General features: G+C 54.4%; 12 protein-coding genes and 2 tRNA genes. 3 read left to right on the top strand and 11 right to left on the bottom strand.

Annotated elements, in window-relative coordinates; genetic code table 11:
* Nucleotides 1-129: 129 nt before the first annotated feature.
* The 6 genes from truB to CW267_RS21160 all read right to left on the bottom strand — a co-directional run bounded on the left by truB (nucleotide 130) and on the right by CW267_RS21160 (nucleotide 6545).
* A complete protein-coding gene (truB, locus tag CW267_RS21185; RefSeq protein ID WP_008806628.1) occupies nucleotides 130-1074 on the bottom strand; it encodes a tRNA pseudouridine(55) synthase TruB in 945 nt (314 codons plus the stop codon).
* Nucleotides 1074-1475 carry a 30S ribosome-binding factor RbfA gene (rbfA, locus tag CW267_RS21180; protein ID WP_002918248.1) on the bottom strand — a complete coding sequence of 134 codons (402 nt, stop codon included), beginning with the start codon at nucleotides 1473-1475 and terminating at the stop codon, nucleotides 1074-1076. Before rbfA ends, truB begins: the two co-directional genes overlap by 1 nt.
* A gap of 102 nt (nucleotides 1476-1577) precedes the next feature.
* The gene (gene infB, locus CW267_RS21175; RefSeq protein WP_008806629.1) at nucleotides 1578-4268 is read right to left on the bottom strand and encodes a translation initiation factor IF-2; all 2691 of its coding nucleotides are present in this window, start codon (nucleotides 4266-4268) and stop codon (nucleotides 1578-1580) included.
* A gap of 24 nt (nucleotides 4269-4292) precedes the next feature.
* Complete coding sequence (gene nusA, locus CW267_RS21170; protein ID WP_008806630.1) at nucleotides 4293-5780, bottom strand: transcription termination factor NusA; 1488 nt, start codon at nucleotides 5778-5780, stop codon at nucleotides 4293-4295.
* Between the two features lie 27 nt (nucleotides 5781-5807).
* A complete protein-coding gene (gene rimP, locus CW267_RS21165) occupies nucleotides 5808-6260 on the bottom strand; it encodes a ribosome maturation factor RimP (protein WP_002918364.1) in 453 nt (150 codons plus the stop codon).
* 208 nt (nucleotides 6261-6468) lie between these two features.
* Nucleotides 6469-6545: transfer RNA gene (locus CW267_RS21160), tRNA-Met, on the bottom strand.
* A gap of 307 nt (nucleotides 6546-6852) precedes the next feature.
* Between CW267_RS21160 and argG the strand changes: the two genes are divergently transcribed.
* The 3 genes from argG (at nucleotide 6853) to CW267_RS21145 (ending at nucleotide 9898) form a co-directional block, all read left to right on the top strand.
* Nucleotides 6853-8196 carry an argininosuccinate synthase gene (gene argG / locus CW267_RS21155; protein ID WP_008806631.1) on the top strand — a complete coding sequence of 448 codons (1344 nt, stop codon included), beginning with the start codon at nucleotides 6853-6855 and terminating at the stop codon, nucleotides 8194-8196.
* Between the two features lie 171 nt (nucleotides 8197-8367).
* The gene (locus CW267_RS21150) at nucleotides 8368-8997 is read left to right on the top strand and encodes a winged helix-turn-helix transcriptional regulator (protein WP_012540476.1); all 630 of its coding nucleotides are present in this window, start codon (nucleotides 8368-8370) and stop codon (nucleotides 8995-8997) included.
* Between the two features lie 349 nt (nucleotides 8998-9346).
* A complete protein-coding gene (locus tag CW267_RS21145) occupies nucleotides 9347-9898 on the top strand; it encodes a YfaZ family outer membrane protein (RefSeq protein WP_008806633.1) in 552 nt (183 codons plus the stop codon).
* 41 nt (nucleotides 9899-9939) lie between these two features.
* Here the strand turns inward: CW267_RS21145 and CW267_RS30770 are convergent, their stop codons facing one another.
* The 5 genes from CW267_RS30770 to folP form a co-directional block, all read right to left on the bottom strand.
* Nucleotides 9940-10188, bottom strand: a complete 249-nt coding sequence (locus CW267_RS30770; protein ID WP_162493299.1) for a hypothetical protein — start codon at nucleotides 10186-10188, stop codon at nucleotides 9940-9942.
* 297 nt (nucleotides 10189-10485) lie between these two features.
* Nucleotides 10486-10572: transfer RNA gene (locus CW267_RS21135), tRNA-Leu, on the bottom strand.
* A gap of 9 nt (nucleotides 10573-10581) precedes the next feature.
* A complete protein-coding gene (secG, locus tag CW267_RS21130; RefSeq protein WP_002918369.1) occupies nucleotides 10582-10911 on the bottom strand; it encodes a preprotein translocase subunit SecG in 330 nt (109 codons plus the stop codon).
* Between the two features lie 229 nt (nucleotides 10912-11140).
* Nucleotides 11141-12478, bottom strand: coding sequence for a phosphoglucosamine mutase (gene glmM, locus CW267_RS21125; RefSeq protein ID WP_002918370.1), 1338 nt, complete (start codon nucleotides 12476-12478; stop codon nucleotides 11141-11143).
* On the bottom strand, nucleotides 12471-13319 hold the full coding sequence (gene folP / locus CW267_RS21120) for a dihydropteroate synthase (protein ID WP_012540474.1): 849 nt from the start codon (nucleotides 13317-13319) through the stop codon (nucleotides 12471-12473). The genes glmM and folP overlap by 8 nt, the downstream gene beginning before the upstream one ends.
* Nucleotides 13320-13404 lie beyond the last annotated feature (85 nt).

Genomic DNA, 13404 nt, shown 5'->3' with positions numbered 1-13404 from the left:
AAAGAAAGAAAGGGTGCCGATCTCTAATTCAGCGACCCCTGATGCAACGCCCGAAAATGTTAAAACACTTTAGCGGACGTTAAGCGGCGATATTCTACTCGTAGCAGGCTTTTATCGCAAGAAAAGCGCTTACGCCGGGTATTCCACCACCAGACGACGCGGCGCCACGCGGCCTTCATCGTCAATTTCGCCCATGCCGAGAAACTTGCCGGATTCGTTTTCCATCACCCGCACCAGCCCGTTAAGCGGCGCGCCTGACTGACGAACCGGGTTACCGTTTTTAAAGTAAACCGCGGAGGTCTCCGGAATCGCCACCAGCGGATAGTCCGATGCCGGGCTGTCCATCGGCATCAGCAGCGGATCAAGCAGCTGCGCGGCAGGAATATCCTGCGCTGCCGCCTGATCGACCAGCGCCTGCAGCTGCTCGAGGGTCACCATCCGCTCAACCGGGTATTTGCTCACCGCCAGGCGACGCAGGAAAATCACGTGCGCGCCGCAGCCGAGCTTTTCACCTAAATCATCGATAATCGTCCGGATGTAGGTGCCTTTCGAGCAGTGGATCTCCAGCTCCAGTTCATCGCCTTCATGGCGAATAAACAGCAGCTCATAGACCGTAATCGGCCGGGCTTCACGCGGGACCTCAATGCCCTGACGAGCATACTCGTACAGCTTCTTGCCCTGATACTTCAGCGCCGAGTACATCGACGGTACCTGCTGCGTCTCGCCGCGGAAACTATCCAGCGCCGCCGCCAGCTGCTCGTCGCTAAAGGTTAGCGGACGCTCTTCCACCACCTGACCGTCGGCATCGGAGGTATCCGTGCGCTGGCCCAGTTTGGCGATCACGCGATAACGCTTATCGGAGTCCAGCAGATACTGGGAAAACTTGGTCGCTTCGCCAAGACACACTGGCAGCATACCGGTCGCCAGCGGATCCAGCGCGCCGGTGTGGCCAGCGCGGTTGGCGTTATAAATACGCTTTACTTTCTGCAGCACATCGTTGCTGGAAGCGCCCTGAGGCTTGTCCAGCAACAATACGCCGTGCACGTCGCGGCCGCGACGACGAGGACGACTCATCAGTCCTCCTTGCTGTCGTCCGGGTTCACACGACGTTCATCGTCGTGTTTCACCACGCTGGTGACCAGGTTGGACATACGCATCCCTTCCACCAGCGAGTTGTCGTAGAAGAAAGTCAGTTCCGGCACAATACGCAGGCGCATCGCTTTACCCAGCAGGGAGCGGATAAAACCAGAAGCTTCCTGCAGCGCTTTGATGCCCGCTTTCACCGCGGCTTCATCTTTGTCGTTGAGGAAGGTGACATACACCTTGGCATAGGCCAGGTCACGGGACATTTCCACACCGGAAACGGTGGTCATCATACCCAGACGCGGATCTTTGATTTCACGTTGCAGGATGATGGCAATCTCTTTTTGCATCTCCTGGGCCACACGCTGCGGGCGACCAAATTCTTTCGCCATAATAAGTTCTCCAGAATAAAGACAAAAAAGGGGCCAAAAGCCCCTTTTTAAAATGATTGCCGGGTGGCGCTTCGCTTCCCCGGCTGCTTAGCCATCAAATGATTAATCGATGCTACGCTGGATTTCGATGATTTCGAACACTTCGATCATATCGCCAACGCGAACGTCGTTGTAGTTCTTCACACCGATACCACATTCCATGCCGTTACGGACTTCGTTAACGTCATCTTTGAAGCGGCGCAGGGATTCCAGCTCGCCTTCATAGATAACCACGTTGTCGCGCAGGACGCGGATTGGGTTGTGACGTTTGATCGTCCCTTCGGTAACCATACAGCCCGCGATGGCGCCGAATTTCGGCGATTTGAACACATCACGCACTTCAGCCAGACCGATGATCTGCTGTTTCAGTTCCGGAGACAGCATGCCGCTCATCGCCGCTTTCACTTCGTCGATCAGGTTATAGATGACGGAGTAATAACGCAGATCCAGGCTTTCCGCTTCGATAACTTTACGCGCAGAGGCATCGGCACGAACGTTGAAGCCAACCAGAATCGCGTTGGATGCTGCTGCCAGGGTCGCGTCGGTTTCGGTGATACCACCTACGCCGGAACCGATGATCTTCACTTTCACTTCGTCGGTAGACAGTTTCAGTAAGGAATCGGAAATCGCTTCGACAGAACCCTGTACGTCCGCTTTCAGCACGATGTTCACTTCGTGAACTTCGCCTTCGGTCATGTTAGCGAACATGTTTTCCAGCTTAGATTTCTGCTGACGCGCGAGCTTAACTTCACGGAATTTGCCCTGACGATACAGTGCCACTTCACGCGCTTTTTTCTCGTCACGAACCACAGTCACTTCATCACCCGCAGCCGGCACACCGGACAGACCGAGGATTTCCACCGGAATGGACGGACCCGCTTCCAGCACTTCGCGACCCAGTTCGTCACGCATCGCACGCACGCGGCCATATTCAAAGCCACACAGGACAATATCGCCCTTATGCAGAGTACCTTCGCGAACCAGAACGGTAGCCACCGGGCCACGACCTTTATCGAGGAAGGACTCGATGACCGCGCCGCTCGCCATACCGTTACGTACAGCTTTCAGTTCAAGAACTTCAGCCTGCAGCAGAATCGCGTCCAGCAGGTCGTCGATGCCGGTACCGGCTTTCGCGGAAACGTGGACGAACTGGCTCTCGCCGCCCCACTCTTCCGGCAGGATGCCGTACTGGGACAGTTCATTCTTCACGCGATCCGGATCAGCTTCTGGCTTATCGATTTTGTTCACCGCAACCACCACCGGTACCTGCGCCGCTTTAGCGTGCTGGATAGCTTCGATGGTCTGCGGCATCACGCCGTCGTCTGCCGCCACCACCAGAACCACGATATCCGTCGCCTGCGCACCACGAGCACGCATGGAGGTAAACGCGGCGTGGCCCGGGGTGTCCAGGAAGGTGATCATGCCGTTGTCGGTTTCTACGTGGTAAGCACCGATGTGCTGGGTAATACCACCCGCTTCGCCGGAGGCAACCTTAGTAGAACGAATATAGTCCAGCAGCGAGGTTTTACCGTGGTCAACGTGACCCATGATGGTCACGACCGGTGCGCGCGGTTCAGCCGCAGCGCCGGTGTCACGGTCGCTCATTACCGCTTCTTCCAGTTCGTTTTCACGACGCAGGATAACTTTGTGGCCCATCTCTTCGGCAACCAGCTGCGCGGTTTCCTGGTCGATGACCTGGTTAATGGTCGCCATGGCGCCCAGTTTCATCATCGCTTTGATGACCTGAGAACCTTTCACCGCCATCTTGTTAGCCAGTTCACCAACGGTGATGGTTTCGCCGATGATAACGTCACGGTTAACGGCCTGCGCCGGCTTCTGGAAGCCCTGCTGCAGAGCGGAACCTTTACGGTGCTTACCGCCTTTACCACCGCGAACGGCCGCACGGGCTTCTTCACGATCAGCTTTAGATTCAGCGTGTTTGTTGCCTTTCTTCGCCGGACGCGCCGCTTTGCTGCTACGGCTACGGCCGCGACCGCCTTCAACTTCACGATCGTTATCATCTTCAGCCTGACGAGCATGCTGTGACGTAGTGACGTGATAGTCGCTGCTATCTTCCGGGCTGTCTGAGGTTTCAGACCAATTTTTTTCGTTTTCTTCTGCCATACGGCGTGCTTCTTCCGCTACACGGCGCGCTTCTTCTTCAAGTTTGCGGCGTGCTTCTTCTTCCGATTTGCGCTTCAGTTCCGCGGCTTCGTTCTCACGGCGGATCTTTTCAGCCTGGGCGGTTTTGGTCATTTCGTCGGTATGTTGATTGCTCACTTTGTCTTTTTCCGCAGCTTCACGTTTCGCTTTATCAGCGACTTCACGTTTAGCTTGTTCTGCGGCCTCACGTTCAGCTTTTAATTGCGCCTCGCGTTTCGCTGCTTCTTCAGCTTCACGACGGGCCTGCTCTTCCGCTTCACGCTGCGCCTGCTCTTCCGCGGCCAGACGTTCAGCCTCTTGCGGATCGCGTTTCACAAAGGTGCGTTTCTTGCGGACTTCGATTTGTACCGATTTACTCTTTCCACCGGTACCTGGAATATTCAACGTGCTGCGGGTTTTACGCTGCAACGTCAGCTTGTCGGGCGCCGAGCCGTGTTCACGGTTCAGGTGCGTCAACAAAGTTTGTTTCTCTTGCGCGGTCACAGAATCATCAGCCGATTTGCGGATGCCTGCGTCAGCAAATTGCTGTATCAGGCGATCCACAGAGGTCTGAATCTCTGAGGCCAGCGCTTTAATAGTCACATCTGTCATGCTGTTCCTTCCTGCTACAGTTTATTACGCTTCGTCGCCGAACCAACAAATGTTGCGAGCGGCCATGATGAGCTCGCCAGCTTTCTCGTCGGTCATCCCTTCGATATCAGCCAGGTCATCAACGCCCTGCTCGGCGAGATCTTCCAGCGTACAAACACCACGGGCAGCCAGTTTGAATGCCAGGGCACGATCCAGACCTTCCAGATTCAACAAATCATCGGCAGGTTTGTTATCTCCCAGGCTTTCTTCCTGAGCCAGCGCCAGCGTAGTCAGTGCGTTTTTCGCACGCTCACGAAGTGCTTCAACGGTGGCTTCATCCAGACCGTCGATTTCCAGCAGTTCTTTCATCGGCACATAGGCCAGCTCTTCCAGCGAGGAGAAGCCTTCTTCAACCAGCACTGTCGCGAAATCTTCATCAATATCGAGATATTTGGTGAAGGTATCGATAGCGGCATGCGCTTCCGCCTGGTGCTTAGCCTGCAGGTCGTCAACGGTCATCACGTTGAGTTCCCAGCCGCTGAGCTGCGAAGCCAGACGAACGTTCTGACCGTTACGGCCAATCGCCTGCGCCAGGTTGCCCGCTTCTACCGCGATATCCATGGTGTGTTTATCTTCATCCACCACGATAGACGCGACGTCTGCCGGCGCCATGGCGTTGATCACGAACTGCGCCGGGTTATCATCCCACAGGACGATATCGATGCGTTCGCCGCCCAGCTCAGTAGAGACGGCCTGCACGCGCGCACCGCGCATACCGACGCAAGCGCCAACCGGGTCGATGCGCTTGTCGTTGGTTTTCACCGCGATTTTGGCACGAGAGCCCGGATCGCGAGCCGCCGCTTTGATCTCCAGCACTTCTTCACCGATTTCCGGCACTTCAATGCGGAACAATTCGATCAGCATCTCAGGTTTGGAACGGGTCACGAACAGCTGGGCGCCACGCGCTTCCGGACGGACAGCGTACAGTACGCCGCGGATGCGGTCGCCCGGACGGAAGTTTTCACGCGGCAGCATATCTTCACGCAGGATCACGGCTTCAGCGTTGTTGCCCAGATCCAGGGTGATGTTGTCGCGGTTCACTTTTTTCACCACGCCGGTGATGATCTCACCTTCGTGCTCGCGGAACTGATCGACCACCATCGCGCGCTCGGCTTCGCGGACTTTCTGCACGATAACCTGTTTAGCGGTCTGCGTGGTGATACGGTCGAAGGTAACAGATTCAATCTGATCTTCGACATAGTCGCCGACGTTCATGCTTTCATCTTCGTAACGCGCTGCTTCCAGCGTGATCTCGCGCGTCGGCTGAGTCACCTCTTCAACAACCAGCCAGCGACGGAAGGTGTCGAAATCGCCGCTCTTACGGTCGATTTCTACGCGAACGTCGATCTCTTGTTCGTATTTTTTCTTGGTGGCCGTTGCCAGCGCGCTTTCCAGCGCTTCGAAAATTTTCTCGCGCGGCAGCGCTTTTTCGTTGGAAACGGCTTCAACAACAGCCAAAATTTCTTTGTTCATCGGGGCCTTTCACCTCAATCCAGACTGTTAAAAGTGGGGAACCAGGTTCGCCTTCTGGATGTTACTCAGCGCGAACACTTCATCTTTGCCTTCGACGGTTACCGTGATCATTTCACCGTCTACCGCTTTGATAATGCCCTGCCATTTGCGACGGTTCTGAACCGCCATGCGCAGCACCAGCGCAACTTCTTCGCCAGTGAAACGTTGGTAGTGTTCGGCGGTGAACATCGGACGGTCGAGACCAGGCGAAGAGACTTCCAGGTTGTAAGCGACAGTGATCGGGTCTTCAACATCCATGACGGCGCTTACCTGGTGGCTCACATCAGCACAATCATCAACGTTGATGCCATCTTCACTATCAATATAGATGCGCAGTGTGGATGTGCGACCGCGAATAAATTCGATGCCGACCAGCTCAAAGCCAAGCGCTTCAACCGGCGCTGTGAGCATCTCTGTCAATTTTTGCTCTAATGTGGACAAACCCACCCCCAAGACATAAAAAAAGGGCGTATAGCCCAGTTATTCTGAAGTCAGATAACAAAAAACCCCGATAAATCGGGGCTTTAGATAACTGAACCCTGAGATCGCCATGGCGATCTGGAACACCTTCCGCAAGAATTCTTTCAAATTCGGCTACGAAGGACACTTAGTCCTCACAGTATATTTGAAAAAGTACTTAATGGGAAAGTGGTTGCGGGGGCCGGATTTGAACCGACGACCTTCGGGTTATGAGCCCGACGAGCTACCAGGCTGCTCCACCCCGCGCCTGAAACGTGGCATATTTTACTCTTATTGAGCAAAAGACGCAAATACTGCTGGGATTTGGTACCGAAGACGGGACATAAAATCGGGGTGAATTGTATCGGCAATTAGTATATTTTGTCAACATGCTTTTTATCGCCCCCGATTGCCGTTTGTGCTGGTATTTCAGGCTTTTTTAGCAAAAAGATGATGAAGCCCTTCCTGTCGCCAGTAAAAGATGGTTAAATGAATACTCACAATTAATGCATAAAAATGCAGTTAAGGTTGTTGAGTCGAACTCACCACAGTCTATCGAGCAGGGTTTTATTTTATGACGACGATTCTCAAGCATCTCCCGGTTGGTCAACGTATTGGTATCGCTTTCTCTGGTGGACTGGATACCAGCGCCGCGCTGTTATGGATGCGCAAAAAAGGCGCCGTGCCTTATGCATATACCGCTAACCTGGGTCAACCGGACGAAGACGACTACGATGCTATTCCGCGCCGCGCGAAAGAGTATGGCGCTGAAGGTGCCCGTCTGATCGACTGCCGCAAACAGCTGGTCGCAGAAGGGATCGCGGCGATTCAGTGTGGCGCTTTCCATAACACCACCGGTGGGTTGACCTACTTCAACACCACGCCGCTGGGCCGCGCGGTCACCGGCACCATGCTGGTGGCGGCAATGAAAGAAGATGGCGTCAACATCTGGGGCGATGGCAGCACCTATAAAGGCAACGATATCGAACGTTTCTATCGTTACGGCCTGCTGACCAATGCTGAACTGCAGATTTACAAGCCGTGGCTGGACAGTGATTTCATCGATGAGCTCGGCGGCCGTCACGAAATGTCCGAATTTATGATCGCCTGCGGCTTTGACTACAAGATGTCGGTTGAAAAAGCCTATTCCACCGACTCCAACATGCTCGGCGCGACGCACGAAGCGAAAGACCTCGAATTCCTCAATTCCAGCGTGAAAATCGTCAACCCGATTATGGGCGTGAAGTTCTGGGACGAAAACGTGAAGATCCCAGCGGAAGAGGTAACCGTACGCTTTGAGCAAGGCCATCCGGTGGCGCTGAATGGTAAAACCTTCGCCGATGACGTCGAGATGATGCTGGAAGCCAACCGCATCGGCGGCCGCCACGGTCTGGGGATGAGCGATCAGATTGAAAACCGCATTATCGAAGCGAAAAGCCGCGGTATTTATGAAGCCCCCGGGATGGCGCTGCTGCATATCGCCTACGAGCGTCTGCTGACCGGTATCCATAACGAAGACACAATCGAGCAATACCACGCCCACGGTCGTCAGCTGGGCCGCCTGCTGTATCAGGGACGCTGGTTCGATTCCCAGGCGCTGATGCTGCGTGATTCTCTGCAGCGCTGGGTCGCGAGCCAGATCACCGGCGAAGTTACCCTTGAGCTGCGTCGCGGTAACGACTACTCGATCCTCAATACCGTTTCAGACAACCTGACCTATAAAGCAGAGCGTCTGACCATGGAAAAAGGCGATTCCATGTTTACCGCCGAAGACCGTATCGGTCAGCTGACCATGCGTAATCTGGATATTACCGATACCCGCGAGAAGCTGTTCGGCTATGCCCAGTCAGGCCTGCTGAGCGCCTCCTCGGCAACCGGTTTACCGCAGGTTGAGAATCTGGAAAACAAAGGCAAATAATCGCCTGACGATGTTTGCTCCCCGCCGGCGGCCCTCCGCCGGCTTTTTATTTTTTGTTCCCTGTCAGCGCCAGAAAAATTGAAAAGAGGCATTTTTTCCTTATCGCCCGGTCAGCAAAATTGTTGACTATAATAGCCTCAATTGATTAATTCATATCTGGTGATAAACATCATGAATATTAAACCGCCGATCAGGCCGCAAAAGGCCATTGACCGACTGATCGATGTGCTTGAGCCACACGCGACGCCCGTTAACGCGATCGCCAGAAAAAGACTCACCTGGGAATATAAAGGCAAAACCCAGCTCTTTATTTTTAAAAAAGGCGAGCTATCGATTATTCGGAATTCCGACAAGCTATTGATGGTGACCGTCTATGAGCCCCACCTTTTCGGCGTGGCGGAAATGCTACAGCCCAGCCGCAGCCATAGCCTGCGAGCGGAAGTCTCTTCCGAACTGCTACGCATCGACTATGACCTGGCTTCCGCGCTCTTTCGTCAGCATAACCTGTGGGAGGAGGTGACCAGCCTGCTGGCCTATCATACTTCTTACCTGGTATATCGTGACGATCTGGTCCTGCAACAGCGAACCTATTCAGTGATCCGTAACCATCTGCTGGAAATGATGCTATTAACCGCAGAGACCCGACTGCGCGTGTCTATTCTTGAATATATTCAGGACAGGACCCACCTGTCGCGCAGCAGTATTCTCAATGTCTTGTCAGCATTAAAGAAAGGCGGTTATATTGCTTTCGCCCGCGGCGGTTATTTGCAAAGCATCACCTCACTTCCTGAAAAATTTTGACCGCGTCAGTCACCTTTATTTGTTGTTACTCGCCTCAATGTTGAAAATGTTTAAATTTAAATTAATAAACGCTAACGGTAAAAAAAGAAAAATTTTATGCTGAGCACCTGAATTTACCGGCGGACAACATGTCCCTGGGCTCGACCAGCAGGCAACCACTCACGGCGTTAACCGCCGGGCCTGCACCGGCTCAGGATATGCCCCGGAAATCGGCCAGGCGTGAGCAGCGGTAGCGGGAGTTGACCCCCTCGCCTGCCGTCTGCAGCGACCATAACGATGAGATCCAAGAACCCGTTAATTTTGCCCGAACGCCCGTATCGGGCTTTTTTTTATCTGAAGGAATTCAACAATGAAGTCGATTGCTCCAAAATTGTTTGCCGTGATGATCGCCCTGGGGGCCAGCAGCGCCGTCTGCGCATCCGTTAACCTGCATGGTGAAGCCGGTGCCGAGTTCACCAATCTGTCCGCCAGCTTTGGCGCCGGGGAACCGGGTATGACGTTCAATACCCAGTGGGCTCACAGCGACAATGACGGGGACAGCGTAGGGCTGGGAATGGGCTACAACTTTAACCTTGGACCTTTTCTGATGACGCTGGGCGGTAAAGGCGTCTATCTGAATCCCAAAGATGGTGATGAAGGCTATGCCATCGCCGCTGGCGGCGGCGCAGAGCTGCCCCTCGGCCAGTACTTCACGCTCTTCGGTGAGGGGTATTACTCGCCGGACTCAATGTCCAGCGGCGTCGATGATTATGTGGAGGCCAATGCCGGATTACGTATTAACGTACTCCCGTCTCTGAATATCGAAGCAGGCTATCGTTATATCGATATGGCGGGGAAAGATGGCAATCGTGACAATACCCTTGCCGACGGGGCCTATGCCGGGGTTAATTTCCGCTTTTAATCCTTACACAGGGATTGCTGTCCGGCAGTCCCTGTCTTCTCTCAGCTGGCCAACGGCACGCTTTTCAGCACGCGGTTGATCTCCTGCAGACCGGCAACATTATTCTCTTTACGGTAAACATCATTCATGGACGCCATCTGCTCCAGACGGGTCAGGGCGCCATACACCTGGTACGCCTCACTATGTCTGTCAAACACATCGCGGCGCTCCACATCCTGCAAATAATGATTTTTCAACGAATGGTTAAGGCGACCAATCAGCGCCGTATTGTCCTGGAAATAGCGCGTCACCGCCTGGGCATTATTCGCTGTAGCCCCAGGCTCACTGTGCGATACCGGTACCGTTAGCGCATTAATCGTCTCCACCGTTTGGGAGGGCGATGTTGAACTGCACCCTGCTAAACCGAGCACACCGGCGACGATAAGCAACCCGATCTTGTTCATTATGTCACTTCACCTCTGTTAATTTGACGAGGCGACTTTAACGACAGTAAAAGAAGGGAACCAGCAAAGAGATGTTTATAATTAAATGGCCGGAGGGGACAAAAACAAAAAAAGACGCTTTTCAGCGTCTTTTTTCTGGAATATTGGTACCGAGGATGGGACTCGAACCCACAAGCCCGTTAGGGCACTACCACCTCAAGGTAGCGTGTCTACCAATTCCACCACCTCGGTACAGAATACTTAGTGCGGGATGTCGCTGGTCGGCTGAGCCGGCGCAGTTGGCTGAGTTTGCTCCGTTTTCGGTGCACTCAGGTTATCCCACTCACTTCCTTTACTGGTCTTGTTGCTGTTGATGTTACCCAGCGCCAGACTGATGATGAAGAACAGCGCAGCCAGGATACCGGTCATACGGGTCATGAAGTTGCCAGAACCGCTGGACCCAAACAGTGTGCCGGAAGCGCCTGCACCGAAGGAGGCTCCCATATCAGCGCCTTTACCTTGCTGCAGCATAACCAGACCAACAAGGCCAATCGCTACAATAAGGAAAACAACCAAAAGAGCTTCGTACATAATCAACCTGTTCCTTGCGGATTTGCCGCATACCAAGTGCTTCGACCAATAAAGCGGGACGTTTTAACGTTTCCCACTGAAGCGGGTGTGAATACTAACCAAAGCGAATGACCTTCGCAAGGGCAATTTCGACACATTGTATCAACTGCAGAAAAAAACAGCAAAAAACCGGTTTTCTATCATAAAAAAGGCGGCAAGCGCCGCCTTTTTAACCACTTAGCCGGCAAGCTTAGACGCTTTTTACCGCTTCGGCGATGCGATGCGCAAACTCGTGCACCTGATCTTCATGCTCGCCTTCCACCATGACGCGGATCAGCGGCTCCGTTCCGGATTTACGCAGCAGGACACGGCCGCGTTTCCCTAACGCTGCTTCCACTTCTGCGGTCACCGCTTTGACATGCTCGTTCTCCAGTGGGTTACCGCTGCCTTCGGTAAAACGCACATTCACCAGTAGCTGAGGGAACATCTTCATGCCACTGCAAAGGTCATGCAGACTCATATGGTTACGTACCATCGCCGCGACCACCTGCAGACTGGCGACGATGCCATCGCCGGTGGTGGTTTTATCCAGCAGGATCACATGGCCTGAGTTTTCCGCACCAATGCGCCAGCCTTTTTCCTGCAGCATCTCCAGCACATAACGGTCACCGACCTTCGCGCGGGCAAACGGGATGCCTAACTGCTTGAGCGCCAGCTCCAGTCCCATATTACTCATCAGCGTGCCCACGGCGCCGCCGCGCAGCTGCCCTTGACGCAGCCCTTCCCGGGCGATGATGTAGAGGATCTGGTCGCCATCGACTTTATTGCCTTCATGGTCAACCATGATCACCCGATCGCCATCGCCGTCGTAGGCAATACCCAGATCGGCTTTCTCCGCCAGCACGCGCGCCTGCAGCGCACGCACGTCGGTGGCGCCGACCTCTTCGTTGATGTTGAGGCCATCAGGCTCGCAGCCCATCGCGATAACCTGGGCGCCCAGCTCGCGGAAGACATTGGGGGCAATGTGATAGGTCGCACCGTGCGCGCAATCCACCACCACTTTCAGCGTGCCGAGGCTCAGTTCGTTGGGAAAGGTGCCTTTACAAAATTCAATGTAGCGCCCGGCGGCATCGACGATACGGCTGGCTTTACCCAGCTCTGCCGAATCCACGCAGGTGAGTTCTTTCTCCATTTCGGCTTCAATCGCCTCTTCCACATCATCCGGCAGCTTGGTGCCCTCAATGGAGAAGAATTTAATACCGTTGTCGTAGAAAGGATTATGCGAAGCTGAAATAACGATCCCCGCCTCGGCGCGGAAGGCGCGCGTCAGGTAGGCGATGGCCGGTGTCGGCATTGGCCCGGTGAACGACGCAGAGAGCCCCGCGGCCGCCAGCCCAGCTTCCAGCGCGGACTCCAGCATATAGCCCGAAATACGGGTATCCTTGCCGATGATAATTTTACGCGAGCCGTGGCGCGCTAACACTTTCCCCGCCGCCCAGCCCAGCTTAAGCACAAATTCCGGAGTGATCGGCGCATCGCCGACGCGGCCACGAATACCATCGGTGCCAAAATACTTGCGGTTACTCATAACGTTTTTTTCCCTTAGCGGCGAGGGTGGCTTCCACCACGCGCAGCGCTTCTACCGTTTCTTTGACATCATGGACGCGGATTATCTGCGCGCCCTGCATTGCTGCAATGACGGCACACGCCAGGCTGCCGTTCAGCCGTTCTGACGGCCCGACGTTCAGCAACTGACCTACCATCGACTTCCGCGACATACCAACCAACAAAGGCAGCCCAAAGTGGTGAAATTCACCCAGTCTGGCCAGCAGCTGATAATTGTGGGAGAGATTTTTACCGAAACCGAATCCCGGGTCGAGCAGCAATTTTTCTTTTGCGATCCCCGCCTGCTCGCAGCGCACAATATGTTCTGCAAAAAAGCGCTCGACATCGGCGAAGACATCCTCATATTTCGGCGCCTCCTGCATGGTTTTCGGCTGACCTTGCATATGCATCAGACACACCGGCAGCCCGGTTTCCGCAGCGGCCTGCAGCGCGCCAGGTTCGGTCAGCGAACGAATATCGTTAATGATATGCGCCCCGGCCCGGGCCGATTCGCGGATAACCTCCGGTTTGGACGTATCCACCGAGATCCACACTTCAAAGCGCTGAGCGATCGCTTCGACAACCGGGATCACCCGCGCGAGTTCCTCTTCTACGCTCACCTCAGCCGCCCCTGGCCGCGTGGATTCACCGCCGATATCAATGATGGTCGCCCCTGCGTTAATCATCAGATTGGCATGCTTCACCGCCTCAACCAGCGAGTTGTGAGCGCCGCCATCGGAGAAAGAGTCGGGCGTCACATTAAGAATGCCCATCACATGCGGATGAGAGAGATCGAGGGTTGAGCCCTGGGCTACAAGTTTCATCACAAAATCCCTGAGACTGAAGAGGTTAAAAAAAGAAAAACCCCGGAGCGGGCGCCCCGGGGTTTTTAAGGTTAAAACAAGACAT

This window comes from Klebsiella sp. X1-16S-Nf21 (assembly GCF_002837615.1).
GTDB classification, from domain to species: domain Bacteria; phylum Pseudomonadota; class Gammaproteobacteria; order Enterobacterales; family Enterobacteriaceae; genus Klebsiella; species Klebsiella variicola.
The sequence above is the reverse complement of the archived record's forward strand: the minus strand, read 5'-3'. Positions and strand labels throughout refer to the sequence as shown.

Coding starts and splice junctions, on each gene's coding strand:
- truB (WP_008806628.1), bottom strand. CDS start 1,074: ATGAGTCGTCCTCGTCGTCGCGGCCGCGACGTGCACGGCGTATTGTTG.
- rbfA (WP_002918248.1), bottom strand. CDS start 1,475: ATGGCGAAAGAATTTGGTCGCCCGCAGCGTGTGGCCCAGGAGATGCAA.
- infB (WP_008806629.1), bottom strand. CDS start 4,268: ATGACAGATGTGACTATTAAAGCGCTGGCCTCAGAGATTCAGACCTCT.
- nusA (WP_008806630.1), bottom strand. CDS start 5,780: ATGAACAAAGAAATTTTGGCTGTTGTTGAAGCCGTTTCCAACGAAAAA.
- argG (WP_008806631.1), top strand. CDS start 6,853: ATGACGACGATTCTCAAGCATCTCCCGGTTGGTCAACGTATTGGTATC.
- CW267_RS21150 (WP_012540476.1), top strand. CDS start 8,368: ATGAATATTAAACCGCCGATCAGGCCGCAAAAGGCCATTGACCGACTG.
- CW267_RS21145 (WP_008806633.1), top strand. CDS start 9,347: ATGAAGTCGATTGCTCCAAAATTGTTTGCCGTGATGATCGCCCTGGGG.
- secG (WP_002918369.1), bottom strand. CDS start 10,911: ATGTACGAAGCTCTTTTGGTTGTTTTCCTTATTGTAGCGATTGGCCTT.
- glmM (WP_002918370.1), bottom strand. CDS start 12,478: ATGAGTAACCGCAAGTATTTTGGCACCGATGGTATTCGTGGCCGCGTC.
- folP (WP_012540474.1), bottom strand. CDS start 13,319: ATGAAACTTGTAGCCCAGGGCTCAACCCTCGATCTCTCTCATCCGCAT.